This window comes from Salana multivorans (genome assembly GCF_003751805.1).
In the GTDB taxonomy this organism is placed as follows: Bacteria; Actinomycetota; Actinomycetes; order Actinomycetales; family Beutenbergiaceae; genus Salana; species Salana multivorans.
The window spans coordinates 2,549,358-2,565,305 of the sequence record NZ_RKHQ01000001.1 but is presented as its reverse complement, the minus strand read 5'-3'; the positions used below and the strand labels follow the sequence as shown (position 1 = coordinate 2,565,305).

At 75.2% G+C, this 15,948-nt stretch carries 11 protein-coding genes; all 11 read left to right on the top strand.

Translation table 11 applies throughout. The features are described from left to right. Window position 1: 1 nt before the first annotated feature. The 11 genes from EDD28_RS10970 (at window position 2) to EDD28_RS10925 (ending at window position 15,924) form a co-directional block, all read left to right on the top strand. The gene (locus EDD28_RS10970; RefSeq protein WP_170169439.1) at window positions 2-922 is read left to right on the top strand and encodes a Pvc16 family protein; all 921 of its coding nucleotides are present in this window, start codon (window positions 2-4) and stop codon (window positions 920-922) included. Then, window positions 919-3,027, top strand: a complete 2,109-nt coding sequence (locus EDD28_RS10965) for an ATP-binding protein (RefSeq protein ID WP_123739635.1) — start codon at window positions 919-921, stop codon at window positions 3,025-3,027. The genes EDD28_RS10970 and EDD28_RS10965 overlap by 4 nt, the downstream gene beginning before the upstream one ends. 265 nt (window positions 3,028-3,292) lie before the next feature. After that, window positions 3,293-7,171: a hypothetical protein gene (locus EDD28_RS10960; protein ID WP_123739634.1), complete on the top strand. Its 3,879-nt coding sequence runs from the start codon at window positions 3,293-3,295 to the stop codon at window positions 7,169-7,171. A 206-nt stretch (window positions 7,172-7,377) separates the two neighbouring features. After that, entirely contained in the window at window positions 7,378-8,955 is a 1,578-nt protein-coding gene (locus tag EDD28_RS10955; RefSeq protein WP_123739633.1) for a phage tail sheath subtilisin-like domain-containing protein, read from the top strand. Between the two features lie 27 nt (window positions 8,956-8,982). Then, window positions 8,983-9,435 carry a phage tail protein gene (locus EDD28_RS10950; protein ID WP_123739632.1) on the top strand — a complete coding sequence of 151 codons (453 nt, stop codon included), beginning with the start codon at window positions 8,983-8,985 and terminating at the stop codon, window positions 9,433-9,435. A 17-nt stretch (window positions 9,436-9,452) separates the two neighbouring features. Continuing rightward, window positions 9,453-9,917 carry a hypothetical protein gene (locus EDD28_RS10945; protein WP_245968004.1) on the top strand — a complete coding sequence of 155 codons (465 nt, stop codon included), beginning with the start codon at window positions 9,453-9,455 and terminating at the stop codon, window positions 9,915-9,917. After that, on the top strand, window positions 9,914-10,072 hold the full coding sequence (locus EDD28_RS17375; protein WP_170169437.1) for a DUF6760 family protein: 159 nt from the start codon (window positions 9,914-9,916) through the stop codon (window positions 10,070-10,072). Before EDD28_RS10945 ends, EDD28_RS17375 begins: the two co-directional genes overlap by 4 nt. Window positions 10,073-10,075: 3 nt before the next feature. Continuing rightward, a complete protein-coding gene (locus tag EDD28_RS10940) occupies window positions 10,076-12,775 on the top strand; it encodes a hypothetical protein (RefSeq protein ID WP_123739630.1) in 2,700 nt (899 codons plus the stop codon). Between the two features lie 55 nt (window positions 12,776-12,830). Further along, complete coding sequence (locus EDD28_RS10935; RefSeq protein WP_211339167.1) at window positions 12,831-13,268, top strand: phage tail protein; 438 nt, start codon at window positions 12,831-12,833, stop codon at window positions 13,266-13,268. Beyond that, window positions 13,268-14,059 carry a CIS tube protein gene (locus EDD28_RS10930; protein WP_123739629.1) on the top strand — a complete coding sequence of 264 codons (792 nt, stop codon included), beginning with the start codon at window positions 13,268-13,270 and terminating at the stop codon, window positions 14,057-14,059. The genes EDD28_RS10935 and EDD28_RS10930 overlap by 1 nt, the downstream gene beginning before the upstream one ends. A gap of 2 nt (window positions 14,060-14,061) precedes the next feature. Beyond that, window positions 14,062-15,924 (top strand): VgrG-related protein, encoded by a 1,863-nt coding sequence (locus tag EDD28_RS10925; protein ID WP_123739628.1) that lies wholly within the window; start codon window positions 14,062-14,064, stop codon window positions 15,922-15,924. Window positions 15,925-15,948: the final 24 nt, after the last annotated feature.

Below are 15,948 nucleotides of genomic sequence, written 5' to 3'. Positions count from 1 at the left end.
CGTGATCCCCCAGGTGGACGACCTGCTCAAGGAGACCGTGCGCTCGGCGCTGGCCGGGTCCGACGTCGACGTCGTGCTCGACGCGCCGACGAAGGAGTGGGCGGCGCGACGCAACGCCCCGACCATCTCCCTCTACCTCTACGACCTGCGCGAGGACCCGCGCCGGCGCAGCCGCGGGGTCATCGAGCTGCGCGGCGACGACGGGCTCGTCACCCGGCGGATGTCCCCGCCGCCGGTGTTCCGGCTCTCCTACCTCGTGACGGCGTGGACGCAGCGGCCGGAGGACGAGCACCGGCTGCTCGACACGGTCCTCGTCCGGCTGCTCGGGCTGCCGACCCTGCCCGGGTACCGGCCGGTCGGGGCGCTCGCGGACTCGGGCATCAGCGCACCGCTCCTCGTCGCGCTCCCGCCGCCGGAGGACCGCGGGCTCGCCGACATCTGGAGCGCGCTGGGCGGGGAGCTCAAGCCGTCCGTCGACGTCGCGGTCATCGTGCCGGCCGACGTGCCCGTCGACGACCACATCGCGCCGCCCGTGCGCGAGGGTCTGCTGCTCGACATGGCGGGGACCGACGGGACCGGCGGCACCGACGCCGGCGTCCAGCGGCACGTCCCGCCGCCGGCGACGGGGGACGGCGCAGCCGCGGGTGGTGGCGACGACCGCGGTGGTGGCGGTGACGGCAGCAGCGGCGGGGCGCGCGGGGGGCGAGGTGGTTCCGGCGCGGGCGGCCGCGCGGGCGGCACCGGCCGCGGCGGCTCGGGCTCGGGTGCCGGCTCCGCGCGGGACGCCGACGCACCGGATGGCGCCGCGGGCACCGGCGACCCCGGCGAGGACGGTGCCGGCACGGACGGCACGGCGGCGCGTGGTCTCGGGCTCGATCTCGGCGCGCAGGCGCGGCGCGGGCGCCGCCGGACGTCGTCGTGACGCCCGGGACGACCCACCTGCTCGAGCGGCTCCTCGCCGTCCAGGAGCGGGTGGAGGCTCTCGTCGCCGCGCGGCGTGGCGGCGACCACAACCCGGACGACCCGTTCCGCGGGCTCTACGTCGACGACGCGATGGTGGACCACCTGCTCGCCCGCGGCGCGCCGGACGCCGCCGGCGACGGCCTCGCCGGCCCCGACCGGGAGCGCGTCGCGGACATCGAGGCCCGGGCGGACGCGGTGCTCGCCGAGGACGGTCCCGCGCTGCCGCTGCGCGACCTCGAGCTGACGTTCGGGCTCGACGCGCTCGACGTGGAGCTCCTCCTCGTCGCGCTGGCCGGCGAGCTCGACCCGCGTCTCGACCTCCTGTTCGGCTACCTCAACGACGACGTGACGCGGCGCCGACCGTCGGCCGCCGTGGCGCTCGCGCTGTGCGGGCTGCCGATCGCGTCGGCGTCGGCGCGACACCGGCTGCAGCACGGGCCGCTCATCGAGAGCGGTCTCCTCACCCTCGACGAGCCGGACCGGCCGCTCCCCTCGCGGTGCCTGCGCGTGCCCGACCGGGTGGTCGACCACCTGCTCGGCTCCCGGACGCCGGACGCCGCGCTGCGGGACCTGCTCCTCGCACCCGACCCGGTCGAGTGGGGCGACGGCAGCGAGCTCGCCCTCGCGCTCAGCCTCGGGCAGCGGCTGGTCCACCTGCGCGAGGGCGCGACGGGGTCGGGCCGGCTGCTCGCGCTCGACGCGCTCGGCCGGCTGCGTCGCGGCGCGCTCCTGCTCGACGCAGCGGCGCTCGCCCAGCACCCCGACGCCGACGTGCTCGCCCGCACCGCCGTCCGGGAGGCGCTGCTGACCGGGGCCGGTCTCGTCGTGTGCGGGCTGGACCAGCTCGCCGAGCGGCCGGCCGTGCTGCACCGACTGCTCGACCCGCGCGCCACCGTCGTCACCGTCGGGGCGCTCGGCTGGGACCCGGAGTGGAGCTCGGTCGCTCCGCTGCGGCTCGAGGTGCCCGAGAGCACCGTCGCCGAGCGGCTCGCGCTGTGGGACCGGACGCTCGGGATCGACGCCGACGTGGTGAGCGACGGGTCGGGTGAGGGGTCGGTGGTCGGTGGGCGGCCCGGCGAGGGCGCAGCGACGGCCGCGGCCGCGCCGTTCCGGCTGCGGCCCGAGCAGGTGGTCAGGGCCGCGCGGACGGCGCGCCAGCTCTCGCAGCTGCGCGGCGCGCTGACGCCGGAGCACGTCCGGCAGGGCGCGCTCGCCGAGAACAGCTCCGCGCTGGAGCGGCTCGCGCGACGCGTGACGCCGGGCGTCGGCTGGGACGACCTCGTGCTGCCGGCCCCGATCCTCGCGTCGCTGCGCGAGATCTCGCTGCGCGCCCGGTTCCGCGAGCGGGTGCTCGGTGACTGGCGGATGCGCCCAGGGGGCGGGCGTGGCATCGGCGTCGCCGCGCTGTTCGCCGGCGACTCCGGCACCGGGAAGACGATGTCGGCCGAGGTCGTGGCCGCCGACCTCGGGCTCGAGCTGTTCGTGGTGGACCTCGCCACCGTCGTCAGCAAGTACATCGGCGAGACCGAGAAGAACATCGAGCGGATCTTCGTCGGCGCCGCCGGGGTCAACGCGGTGCTGCTGTTCGACGAGGCGGACGCGCTGTTCGGCCGGCGCACCGAGGTGCGCGACTCCCACGACCGCTACGCGAACCTGGAGAGCGCCTACCTGCTCCAGCGGCTGGAGTCGTTCGACGGACTGTGCATCCTCGCGACCAACCTGCGGGCGAACATCGACGAGGCGTTCACCCGGCGCCTCGACGTGCTGGTCGACTTCCCGCTGCCCGACGTCGGACACCGGCTCGCGCTGTGGGACCGCTCGCTCGGCACGGCGCTCCCGCGGGAGGCGGACGTCGATCTCGCGTTCTGCGCCGAGGCGTTCGAGATGGCGGGCGGCGCGATCCGCTCGGCCGCGATCACGGCCGCCTACCTCGCGGCCGCCGACGACGGCGTGCTCCGGATGTCGCACGTCGTCTCGGGCATCCACCGCGAGTTCCGCAAGCTCGGCCGGCTCACGATCGAGCAGGAGTTCGGGCCCTACTGGGAGCTGGTCGAGCGTCCCTGAGCCCGGCCCCGCGCAGGGGCGTCGACCCGTGCGCGCGGTCAGGCCGCCCCCGCCGTGGCCACCCCACGACCGGCTGCCGAACACCACCCGAGCCGTCGGTGGACGCCGTGGCCGCGGTGTCCACCCGGGGACCGGACGCGCTCGGCGATCCGGCTCTCCCGTGGACACCGGTCCCGCGCGGGACGCCCGAAGGTGCAGCCGCCTCTGCCCTCGCGGGCGCCCGAACCGTCCGTTCGCCGACGCGCGCGTCGACGACCCTCGACGCATGGCGGCGTCGCGGTCCCGTCTCGATGCGCGCGCGGGTCCGACCGCGCGCGACGACTCGCGCCCGCGCCGTCCGGCACCGACCCCACCGGTGGCGCTCATGCGGCTCCAGGCGAGCGCCGGGAACGGCGCGGTGGCCACCCTCGTGCGCTCCTCGGGCGTCCGCGCCTCGATCGGAGCCGGCGCCGTCGGGTCGGTCGGCGTCGGGCCTCTCGGCGTGGGGCCGGTCGCCGCCGCGGGACGTGCCACGACGGCCTCGGCCCCCGCCGCGTCGGGGCGCGACGCGGCCGGGGTCGCCGGGGCCGTCGGGCCGGCGGCCGCGCAGGAGGGCGCCACGACGACGGGCACGCCGACGGCTGGCGCCGTGAGCGGGGTGCCGGCGGCCGCGTCGCAGACACCGGCGTCCGCCTCGACGCCGGCGGGGCCTGCAAGCGCAACCCCCGAGCCGACGGCGGCCCAGCCGGTGACGGCCGTCGGACCGACCGAGACGTCGGCCGGCGCCGTGCCCGGGGGTGCAGCTCCCGCATCGGACGCGGCCCGGGAGGGGCCGGTGCCCGCCGATCCGGCGGCGGCCACCGGCCCGACCGAGGGAGCGTCCACCGCCACGACGGACGAGTCGAGCGCCGGGCCCGCCCTCGCGGCCACCGAGGTCGCGGCGACCCCCGGGGCGGCGGAGTCCGCGAGCGAGGCCGCGGGAGCCGCGACGCCGACCCGGTCGGCAGCCTCCTCCCCCGGCCTGGCCCGCGCCAAGGCACGGGTCGCCGGCGCGGCGCGGACGCTCAAGCAGCACGGCGCCCCGGCGGCGGCCGGGGCCGCCGGCGTCCGGGCGGCCGCTGCGCCCAGCGGCGAGCGGGAGGCCATCGCCAAGGCCGGCCAGGCGGACGACATGGCGGCGGCCGAGCCCCGACCGTTCGATCGGGCGGCCTTCATCGCGGCCGTCCACCAGGCCATCGCGCAGCAGCAGCCGCGCACGCTCGAGGAGGCCGACGCCCAGTCACGCCCCGACCCCGCCGTCGCGACCTCCGTCCGGCAGACCGTCGCCGCCGGCCAGACGCAGGCGGCGGCGCCCGTCGCCGAGGCGACGACCGCCGCGCCGAGCACGAGCCAGGTCCCCGTCGAGGAGCCGGAGCGGCTGGCGCCCCCCGTCGTCGTCCCGGCGCCCGCGATCCACGCGGCCGAGGCGGTGCCCCAGCCGCTGCCGGCGGAGCAGACGAACCTGGCGGCCGGTCCGGCCGCCGTCTCGGACCAGATGGCACGGGCGAACGTCACGGAGGAGCAGCTCGCCCGATCCAACGAGCCGGAGCTGACCGGCGCGCTCGACGCGAAGCGCGCGGGCGAGGCGCACAGCGCGACGGCGCCCGGCGAGGTCCGCGCCGAGGAGGCCACGGTGCTCGCGGGCGCCCGGGCGGGCGCCGAGGCGGCCGGCGCCCAGGCGAGCGTCGCCATGGTCGGTGCCCGCGACACCGGGCTGGCCGCGGCCCACACGAGCCAGGGCGGCGCCGCTGACCGCACCGCCCAGATGCGCGCCCGCGTCACCGGACGGATCCACGCGATCTTCGACGCGACGAGGACGACGGTGGAGGGGATCCTGGCCGGGATCGGTCCCAGCGTCGAGCAGCAGTTCGTCGCGGGCGAGCAGGCAGCCGCCCAGGCGTTCCAGAACCACCACGACCAGGAGATGGCGGCGTTCCGCGACCGGCGGTACGGCGGCGCCCTCGGCTGGACCGACTGGATCGCTGACAAGCTGACCAGCCCGCCGCCCGAGGTGAACCGGATCATCGAGAGCTCCCGGGCCCTCTACACCGCCCGGATGACGGCCCTCGTCGAGCAGATCGCCGACACGGTCTCGGCCGAGCTCGGCCGCGCGAGCGCCGCGGTCCAGGCCGGTCGCGCGCAGATCGCGGAGTTCGTCGCCTCCCGGCCGGCGCAGGAGCGGCAGGTCGCGCAGCAGGCGGCGACCGAGGTCGGGACCGGGTTCACCCAGCTCGAGACCTCGATCGACGAGAAGGCCACCGCGCTCGCCGACGACCTGGCCGCGCGCTACGTCGAGGCCAGCGCGGCCGTCGACGAGCGGGTCACGGCCATGCGCGAGGCCAACCGGGGGCTCATCGACCGCGCGCGGGACGCCGTCGGCGGCGCCATCACGACGATCCTGAAGATGAAGGACATGCTGACGGGCGTGCTCGCCCGCGCGGCGGGCGCGGTCGACCAGATCATCCAGGACCCGATCGGCTTCCTCGGCAACTTCGTCGGGGCGATCCGCGCCGGGGTCGGGCAGTTCGTCGGGAACATCGCCACGCACCTCAAGCGCGGGCTGCAGGAGTGGCTGTTCGGCGCGCTGGCCGAGGCGGGCATCGAGGTGCCGGAGACGCTCGACCTCAAGGGCGTCATCACGCTCGTGCTGCAGCTCATCGGCGCGACGTGGGCGAACCTGCGCGCCCGGATCGTCAAGCGGATCGGCGAGCGCGCGATGGCGGCGGTCGAGCGCGGCGTCGAGGTGATCCAGCTCCTCGTGACCAAGGGCATCGGCGGGCTGTGGGAGTGGATCGCCGGCAAGGTGACGAACCTGTACGAGCAGGTCGTGGAGAAGATCCAGGACTTCGTCGTCACCAAGGTCATCACGGCCGGCGTCACGTGGCTGATCTCGCTGCTCAACCCCGCGGCGGCGTTCATCAAGGCCTGCCGGATGATCTACGACGCCGTTATGTGGTTCGTCGAGAACGCGGCCCGGCTGAAGGACTTCGTCGGCTCGGTGCTGGACTCCGTCGAGTCGATCGCGCGGGGCGGCGTCGGCGCGGTGGCGTCGCTCATCGAGAACACGATGGCCAGGACCGTCCCGATGATCATCAGCGGGTTCGCGAGCCTGCTCGGGCTCGGCGGCATCGCGGCGAAGATCAAGTCGATCCTGCAGACCGTGCAGCGCCCGGTCGGGAAGCTGATCGACAAGGTCGTCGACACCGCGGTCCGGTTCGGCAAGCGCGCCATGGGCAGGCTCACGCGTGGTGGCCGGTCCCGCGGGCCGGGTGCGCGGGACGACGGCGCCCTCGGTCCCGCGCTCCGCGCCGCCCGAGCGCTGCTCGCGCGACCGGGCGCGACGCCGGAGACCGTTCGCGCGGCGCTGCCCGGGCTCACGTCCGAGCACGGTCTGCGAGCCGCGTCGCTGCAGGAGACGAGCGGGAGGTTCCACATCCACGTCCAGCGCGAGGACGGCGACACCCCAGCCGTGGCGCTCGGTGGGGGCGACCACACCGACCTCGTCGGACGGCGCGTCTTCGTCGCCGCGGAGAAGAAGATCGCCAAGGTGGTGAAGATCGTCACCGAACACGGGTTCGCCATGCTCCAGTGGGACACCGGGCGGGCCGGACCGCGGAGCAGGAACGGGCCCGCGAGCTTCGGTGTCAAGGCCGACCTGCTCGCGGAGCAGCTCCGGGCCGGTGGACCCGCGTACACGCTGGCGACGGGCAACGAGAACCAGACGACGTACACGATCGACGGCGAGAACCTCCGCGAGACCTACGACGGTCTGACGATCCGCAACGTGTTCTACGGCGGGACCAACGCCTACCTCCACCACCTGCCGGCCAAGCTCGCGCCGCTGCGCAATCCCGACGGCCTCACCTTCCGCTGCCCGGGGACCGGCTCGCGTCCCGCCCACGATGCCGCCCTCACCAGCGCAACGCTCGACCACGCTCAGTCGCTCGCCGTGCACTGGAAGACCCACGGCCACAACGCCACCCAACGCGAGCGGGTCGAGTTCAGCGGGCAGTCGGAGAACCTCGTGGTGCTCTGCCGCTCGTGCAACAGCTCGAAGGGCTCGGGGGGCGTCACCTACGTGCGGGTCATCGGCGTCGCGTTCACGGGCCCGAACGGCGATCGCTGATCTCGCGCGTGGCTCCACCAGCGCCACGCCGGTGGAGCCACCCGCGAGCGCACGCCCAGCGCACGCCCGGCACCCGGCCCTTTCGGGCAGTCCTTCTTCCCTCACGGGCGTCCGCCCGGACCGGCGCCGACGGGGCCCGCGCACCACGCTGGAGCCACCCATCAGTGCCACCCATCAGTACTGCTCAGCGGCGAGGAGGATTCGCGATGCCGACGTACCTGTCCCCCGGTGTCTACGTCGAGGAGGTGGAGGCCGGCTCACGCCCGATCGAGGGAGTCGGGACGTCCGTCGCCGCCTTCGTCGGTCTGGCCGAGAAGGGCCCGATCAACACCCCGACCCTGGTGTCCAACTGGACCCAGTTCGTCGACACGTTCGGGGACTTCGTCCCGGGCAGCTACCTGGCGCACGCCGTGTACGGGTACTACCTCAACGGCGGGTCGAACTGCTACGTGGTCCGCATCGGTTCCGCGGCCGAGCCGACGCCTAAGGCGGTCGGCGGCGGCTCCGGGCGAGCGGCCAAGCAGATCGCGCCCGGACCGGCGCAGGCCATGGTCGGCGCGCTCCGCATCACGGCGCAGGACTCCTCGGGCAAGCCGAAGAAGATCACCGTCGAGGTCTCGGACGCTGGCGGCGACTCGCCCTCCGACGACCAGTTCAAGCTCGTCATCTCCGTCGACGGCAAGGAGGCCGAGACCTTCGACAACGTCACGACGAAGAAGGGCGAGAACAACGTCGCGACGAAGGTCAACGCGCACTCGAAGGTCGTCGTCATCGAGGAGACGGCCGCGGGCAGCGCCGCCCTCATGAAGCCGGACAAGGGGTCGACGGAGCTCGTCACCCCGCCGGTCGAGGAGCCGGCCCCCAGCTCGGCCGAGCTCGGCGCGCAGGACTACATCGGCGACGCCTCGGCCCGCACCGGCTTCTCCGGCCTCGAGGCGATCGACGACATCACGATGGTCTCCGTCCCCGACCTCGTCGCCGCCCTCGAGCAGGGTGCGATCGACCGCGAGACGTTCAAGGCCGTACAGCTCGCGATGATCGCGCACTGCGAGCTCATGGGCGACCGGATGGCGATCCTCGACCCGCCGCCCGGCCTCAGCGCCCAGCAGATCAAGGACTGGCGCGTCGACGAGGCCGGCTACGACTCCAAGTACGCCACCCTCTACTGGCCCGAGATCAAGGTGTTCGACCCGGCGTCGGCCACGAACATCTACGTCCCGCCGAGCGGCCACATGGCCGGCATCTGGGCGCGCAGCGACGGCGAGCGCGGCGTCCACAAGGCCCCGGCCAACGAGGTGATCCGCGGGGCGATCGACCTCAAGACCCAGATCACCCGCGCGGAGCACGACCTGCTCAACCCGGTCGGCATCAACTGCAACCGGGCGTTCCCCGGCCGCGGCATCCGCGTGTGGGGCGCCCGGACGCTCTCCTCCGACCCGGCGTGGCGCTACATCAACGTCCGCCGGCTGTTCAACTACCTCGAGGAGTCGATCCTCGTCGGCACCCAGTGGGTGGTCTTCGAGCCGAACGACGACGCGCTGTGGGCCCGGATCCGCCGCACCATCAACGCCTTCCTCGTCAACGAGTGGCGCAAGGGCGCGCTCTTCGGCACCCAGCCGGCGGAGGCGTTCTACGTCCAGTGCGACCGCGAGACCAACCCCGCCGAGGCGATCGACGCGGGGCAGGTCACCTGCCGGATCGGCGTCGCGCCGGTGAAGCCGGCCGAGTTCGTCATCTTCCAGCTCGCCCAGTTCTCGGGCGGCACCAGCCTCGTCGCCGAGTAGTCGGCGCACCCGAGAGAGGAACCTCCCATGCCACTCCCCGACCAGTACGACCTCGCCGCCGGCTACTCCTTCAGCGTCACCATCGACGGCGTCCAGGTGCCGCACGTCATGGAGGTCAGCGGGATCAAGGCCGAGGTCGAGAAGATCGAGTACAAGCAGCAGGCGAGCGACGGCAAGTTCATCGTGCGCCAGATGATGGGCCGGATCAAGCCGGGCGAGATCAAGGTCAAGCGCGGCCTCACCGACTCCACCACGGTCACCGACTGGTTCAAGATGGTCTTCGAGGGCAAGCTCCAGGACGCCCGCAAGACCGCCGAGGTCGCGATCTACTCCTCCGACGGCACGGTCATCAAGCGCGTCAACTACACGAACGTCTGGATCAAGGACGTCGAGCTCGGCGGGTCGCTCAAGGCCGGGTCGACCGAGCCGCTCACCGAGTCGTTCACGATGTGCTGGGACGAGATGGAGTTCGCGCAGTGAGGCGCGCGGTGGCGGGAGTGCTCGGAGCGGAGGAGCCGGGCATCGGCGACGCCGACGAGATCACCTCCGCCACCGCCGACCTCTCCCGGGCCGGGAGCGGCGGCGCCCCGGCCCTGCGGACCGAGTTCGCGTTCCAGCTCCCGCGCGGCTACCTCGACGACGACGGCGTGCTCCACCGCAGCGGCGTCATGCGGCTCGCGACGGCGCGCGACGAGCTGCTCCCCCTCTACGACGCCCGCGTCCAGGAGAACCCCGCCTTCACGACGGTGGTGCTCCTCAGCCGGGTCATCACGGAGCTCGGGACGCTGAGCTCGGTCTCGGCCAGCGTCGTCGAGCGGATGTTCGCCTCGGACGTGGCCTTCCTGCAGGACCTGTACCGCCGGATCAACGCGGAGGGGCACACGCACGCCGCCGTCGTGTGCCCGAGCTGCCAGCACCACTTCGTCGTCGACATCTCGGGTGGGCGCCTGGGGGAATCGTGACGTACGCGGCCGACAGACTCTACGAGGAGGTCGCGTACGTCGCGTTCCACTTCCACTGGCCCCTGGCCGACATCCTCGACCTGGAGCACCCCGAGCGGCGCCGCTACGTCGCCCAGATCGCCTCGCTCAACCGCCGGATCAACGGGGAGGAGTGAGCAGTGCGCTGGCCATGGAGCCGTGACCGCGCCGGCGACGCGTCGGTCGAGCCGGCCGCCCCCGGCGGTGGCGTCGATGCCGTCCCCGGGCCCGTCGCACCGCGGGTCGCCCCGCGCGGCTGGGCGTTCCTCCCGCCGCTGCAGCGCACCGTCGCGCCGGCCCCGAGCATCTCGCGCCCGGTCGGCTTCCCCTCGCTGCTCGCCACCCGCGCCGACCCCACGACGCTGACGTCGATGGGGCACCTCGTCGCCGACGACGGGCCGACGGGCGTCGTCGACGGGCTCGGCATCGGCCTCACCGGGCCGACCGCTCCCCCGATCGGTCGGACGACGTCGACGCTGCCGGACCTGACCATCGCCCAGCCACCGCAGCTCCAGCGCGCGACGCTCGCGCCGAGCCGGCCCGCAGCGTCCGACCTCACCCGCGCCCCCCGGCCGCGCACGCTCCCGCCGCTGCCGACCGTTGCCGCGCCCGCGGCGGCGCTCGTGGTCGCCGCGCCGCCCGAGCCGTACGCCGAGCGACCCGTGGTCACCCCCGTCGAGACGCTCGCCGAGGCCGCCGTCCAGCGGTCCGTCGTTCCCGACGCTGCCGCGCCCGCGCCCGCGGCCCTGGCACCCCGGCCCGAGCGGCTCGACCTCCCGCTCGTCCCGACGCTGCGGCCCGAACCACCTGCCGGGCCAGCCGCGGCGCCGTCGGTCGAGCCGGCCGTCGAGGCCGTCCTCGACCCCGGGGCACGCGCCGCGGCCTCGACCGTCCCGTCGGTCGAGGCCGGGGTCGCCCGGCCGCCAGCCCCCGACCTGGTGACCGCCCAGCGCGCGACGACGCCGACGGAGACCGTGCCGACCGAGCCGACCGCCGCCCCGACGGTGACGTCGAGCGCCACGAGCGTCGACCTCCCGGCCGGTGCCGTGCGCGACGACTCCGGGACGAGCGTCCCGATCCTCGGCTCCGCCCCGGCCGCCGGGCTCGCGCCCGCCACCGCGGGGTCGAGCCTCCCGACGCCGCTCGCCTCCGAGGGCGGGCGGCGGCTCGGTCTCGGCGCCCCGATCCGGCGGGACGCGCCGACACCGGTCCAGCGGGCGGTGACCACGCCCCCGGCGAGCGCGACGCCGCGCGGCCTCGCCGCCCCCGTCGGACCGCTCGCGCCCGCGTCCGGCAGCGATCTGCCCACGCTCTCGCGTCTCGCCTCGGGGCCCGACGTCGGCCCCGTCCCCGGGTCGGCCGAGCCGGCCGCGTCGCCGATCCCCGCCACCCCGACGCCGGAGCCGGCCGAGCCGACGGCGCAGACCGCGGTCGTCGAGCCCGTCGCCGACGACCCGGTCGTCACCCTCGCCCCGGTCCGGACGCCGGCCCCGCTCGGCGACCTCCCCGTCGCGACGGCTCCGGCGACGTCGGACACCCCGCCGATCACGGCGCAGCCGACGCCGGAGGGAGCCGTCGGCGCCGCGCCGGCTCAGGCACCCGCGCCCGCGTCGAGCGCCGCCACCGACGCTGGCGAGCCCGTGGCGCGGACGGCGCCCACCGGGCCGAGGACGTCACCGGCGGCCGGCGTCCAGCGCATGCCCGACCCCGACGTCCCGCACCTCGCAGCCACCGTCGTCCCGCTCGACCCGGCCCGCGTGTCGGTGACGGCCCCCGTCGTCGACCTCGCGGTCGCCGCCGGGGCGCGCGCGACCGCGGCGTCCGGGAGCTCCGCGTCCGGGGGCTCGGCCTCCGGGACCGCCGCGTCCGTGGGCTCGCCATCGAGCACGGCGGAGCCGGCCGGGCCGGGCGGTGCGACCGCCCCAGCGGCCCTCGGTCTCTCCGGGCGGGCGGGCGTCGCGACGCTCGCGGCCCCGCTCGGTGCGGTCGGGACGTCGCTCCAGCGCTCGGTCGCGCCGGACCTCGCCTCGGTCGCGCGCCCCGTCCGCCACGTCGTGCACGCCCGGCTCCAGCCACCCGCCGTCGCCGAGCCGACGGCCGGCGGCTCGACCACCCCGACGACGCGGCCGGCCGCCGGGGACGGCCCGCACGGCGTGCTCGCGGCGCAGCGGTCGACCGGCGAGCCCGCCCGCCACGCGGGCGCCACCGCCGCCGGCGCGGCCACCTACGCGGCCGCCGCCACCGTCGGAGTCCAGCGACTCGCCCAGCCGCCGAGCTCCCGCGCGCCCGGCGCGCAGCCACCGGTCCAGCGCGCGCCCGAGGCCGCGGTCGCCTCGGCCAACCCCCTGCGCCGGTTCGTCGACTGGCTCTTCGACTCCGGGACCGCACCCGATCCCGCCGCCCTGTCCGCCGTGGCCGAGACGGCTCCCGCGTCGTCCATCCCCGCGAGCGCCCCGAGCGCGCCGTCGTCGTCCGCGGCGCTGCCGGTCGCCACCCAGCTCGCGGCGCCCCTGGACCACCCGGCCGATGCGATCGCCGCGACGCAGCTTCCCGTCGCCGCCCCCCGCGCGGCGACGGCGACCACCGCGGCACCGACTCCGGCGGCCCCGGCGGCTGTCCCGGCCGAGGCCGCCGAGGCGGACCTCGTCGCGCCGGCGGAGCCCGTGCTCGACGCGCGGTCCACGACGTCCGACCCGAGCGCGACCGCCGCCTCGGCCGGCGACGCCGGGACGCTCGACGTCGACCTGCTGGCCCGGCGCCTGGCCGACCCGATCATGCGACAGCTGCGGCACGAGGTGCTGCGCGGCCGCGAGCGCCTCGGTCAGCGCGCCGACCTGTGACCAGCCGCCACGTCACCAGCCACGACCACCCGAGAACCTGCGAGAGGAGCACCCGATGACGATCCTGGAGACGACGGAGACGGCGGTCGGCGTCCGCTACCACGTGAGCGTCGACGGCCAGGACCTCGGCCTGTTCTCCTCGTGCGAGGGGCTCGCCGTCGAGGTCGTCATGGAGACGCGCGAGGAGGGCGGGAACAACGACTTCGTCCACCAGCTCCCCACCCGGCTGCGCTACCCGAACATCAAGCTGACCCGTCCGCTCGGCAAGGACGCGGCCAAGGTCGCGGCCTGGGTGTCGTCGGTCGCGAGCGGCTACCAGCGCCGCACCTGCCAGATCACGGTGTTCACGACGGACGGCCGGCAGGTCGCGTCCTGGTCGCTGCAGGGCGTCGTCCCCGTGCGATGGACCGGCCCGCAGCTCCAGGAGGACTCGGCCAAGGTCCTGACCGAGCAGCTCGAGATCGCCCACCACGGCTTCACCGGGGGTGCGTGATGGCCACCCCGGGGCTGGCCGGAGCCTCGACCGCCGCCTCGGCCGCTGGCTCGCGCCAGGCCGCCGTCCTCAAGCTGTTCTCGCCGCCGCCGGCCGGCTCGTCGCAGCCGGGCGGGCAGTTCGACTCGATCGAGTTCGAGTTCAACCCCAAGGAGCTCACCATGGGGAAGGAGGCGGACTGGACGACGAACGAGGGGCAGAGGGCCGACAGCGCCTCGCCGCCCCAGTACAAGGGACCGAAGGCGTCGCGGCTCGCGCTGGAGCTCTTCCTCGACGACTCGGCCGAGCGACGCGGAACGGTCGTGGCGAAGGTCGAGAAGCTGTTCGCCTGCTGCACGCCGAAGACCGCCGGCAGCGACAACACCTCCCCGCCCTGGGTGCAGTTCCAGTGGGGCGGGATCACGAGCTTCGTCGGGTACGTCAGCTCCGTCCAGGCGCGGTACACGCTGTTCACCCCGGCGGGGCTGCCGGTCCGGGCGGTCGTCTCGGTGACGCTGCAGGAGTTCCCGAGCACCCCGCCGCGCCAGAACCCGACGTCGGGGACGCTGGTGCCGCACCGCGAGCACGTCGTCGTCGCGGGCGACACGCTCCAGGGGATCGCCTACCGCGAGTACGGCGACGCGGGCCGGTGGCGGGACATCGCGGCCGCCAACGGCGTCGACGACCCGGCGCGGCTGTCGCCGGGGCTGCGGCTGCTCCTCCCGCTGCGCGGCGAGGACGAGGCGGCCGGCGACGGACGCGACGGCGCCGATCGCCCCGCGGCGACCGCCGCGTCCCGGGACGGCGGCTAGCCATGCCGAACCAGATCTACAGCGCGACCCTCGAGGTCAAGGTCAACGGCACGGCGCTGCCCGACGCCGTCGCGACGAGGCTGACCTATGCCCTGGTCGAGACGGCGCGCCGCCTGCCCGGCATGTTCGAGCTGCACTTCGCCGACGGCGAGCGCACGGTGCTCGCTCGGTCCGGGCTCGCCGTCGGCGCCGCGGTCAAGCTCTCCGTCCGCAGCAACGAGCCCGGCGCGACGGAGCTGTTCGACGGCGAGGTCGTGACGCTCGAGGCCGAGATCGGCCCGCTCGGCGCGCTCACGATCGTCCGCGGGTACGACCGCTCCTACCGGCTCCTGCGCCAGCGCCGGGTCGCGGCGTACCAGGACCAGACCGTCGCCGACATCGCGCGGCGGATCGCGGGCGACCACGGGCTCACCGCCAGCGTCTCGAGCCAGGTCAAGCACCAGCACGTGCTCCAGGCGGGGACGTCGGACTGGGCGTTCCTGCACGAGCTCGCCGACGCCGAGGGGCTCGCGTTCTCGGTCTCCGGCACCAGGCTCACGCTGGCCGACCCCGCCACGGCGGCGCCCGGCAGCCCCCGCGCCTCCGCGCGCACCGACGCGACCGTGCTGCAGTACGGCGCGAACCTGCGCTCGCTGCGCGCGGCCGTCACCGCCTCCGACCAGGTGAAGGAGGTCGAGGTGCGCGGCTGGGACCCGACGAACCACAAGCCGACCGTCGCCACGGCGACGGCGAGGACCAGCGGCGTGAAGATCGACCAGACCCCGGCGAAGCTCGCCACCGCCATCGCGTCCTCACCTCGGCTCGTCCACGCGCCGCAGGCGAGCACGCAGGCCCAGGCCTCCGCGCTCGCCGATGCCGTGGCCGACGAGGTCGGTGGGGCGTTCGCCGAGCTCGAGGGCGTCGTCACCGGCAACCCGGCGCTCGCCGCCGGGGGCAAGGTCACCCTCGCCGGGCTCGGGGCGCCGTTCGACGGCGGCTACGTCCTCACCCGCGTCACGCACCGGTTCGAGCCGGGAGAGACCGGGTACACGACGGCGTTCCAGGTCTCCTCGGGGGCCGACCGCACCACCCGCGGCGTCCTCAGCGGCGGTGGCGGGGCCGGCGCCGCGCTCGCCCCGCGCGTCGGCGGGGCCGGCGGCAGCGGCGGCGGGCCGCGCCTCGTGCTCGGCGTCGTCACGAACAACCAGGACCCCGACTCCCTCGGTCGGGTCCGGCTCAAGCTGCCGACGCTGTCCGACTCGGCCGAGACGTGGTGGTCGCACGTCGTCATGCCGGGCGCCGGCACCGAGCGCGGCTTCTCGATGGTGCCCGACGTCAACGACCTCGTCGTCGTCGCGCTGCCGGAGTCGGCCGCCGAGGCGCCGTGGGTGCTCGGCGGGCTGCACCACCCGAAGGTGAAGACCCCGGCGACCAAGGAGCAGATCAAGGCCGCCACCGCGATGTGGGTGAGCAAGAGCGGCATGACCGTCCAGCTCGTGGAGAAGCAGGGGTCGGAGTCGATCCGCCTGTCGATCAGGTACGCGGAGGGCAGCGACGAGGACTCCATCGTCATTGCGAAGGACACGAGCAAGGGCATCTCGATCAGCTCGAAGGGACCGGTGGCGATCACGGCCGACGGCGACGTCACCGTCAAGGCGAAGGGCAAGGCCGACGTCACCGCCGACCAGGACGTCTCCGTCAAGGGCATGAACGTCTCGATCACCGGCAACCAGAAGATCTCGCTCAAGGCGCCGCAGATCGAGCTCGCCGGCGACGCGAAGATCGCGGCCAAGGCCGCGGCGCTGGAGCTCAAGGCCGACGGCATGGCCGAGCTCTCGGCGTCCGGGATCCTCACGGTCAAGGGGTCGCTGGTCAAGATCAACTGACGTCGAGCACGACGGGCGCGCGGC

Excerpts from the sequence above, each read along its gene's own strand:
- EDD28_RS10955 (WP_123739633.1), top strand. The coding sequence starts at position 7,378 with ATGCCGACGTACCTGTCCCCCGGTGTCTACGTCGAGGAGGTGGAGGCC.
- EDD28_RS10960 (WP_123739634.1), top strand. The coding sequence starts at position 3,293 with ATGGCGGCGTCGCGGTCCCGTCTCGATGCGCGCGCGGGTCCGACCGCG.
- EDD28_RS10930 (WP_123739629.1), top strand. The coding sequence starts at position 13,268 with ATGGCCACCCCGGGGCTGGCCGGAGCCTCGACCGCCGCCTCGGCCGCT.
- EDD28_RS10950 (WP_123739632.1), top strand. The coding sequence starts at position 8,983 with ATGCCACTCCCCGACCAGTACGACCTCGCCGCCGGCTACTCCTTCAGC.
- EDD28_RS10925 (WP_123739628.1), top strand. The coding sequence starts at position 14,062 with ATGCCGAACCAGATCTACAGCGCGACCCTCGAGGTCAAGGTCAACGGC.
- EDD28_RS10935 (WP_211339167.1), top strand. The coding sequence starts at position 12,831 with ATGACGATCCTGGAGACGACGGAGACGGCGGTCGGCGTCCGCTACCAC.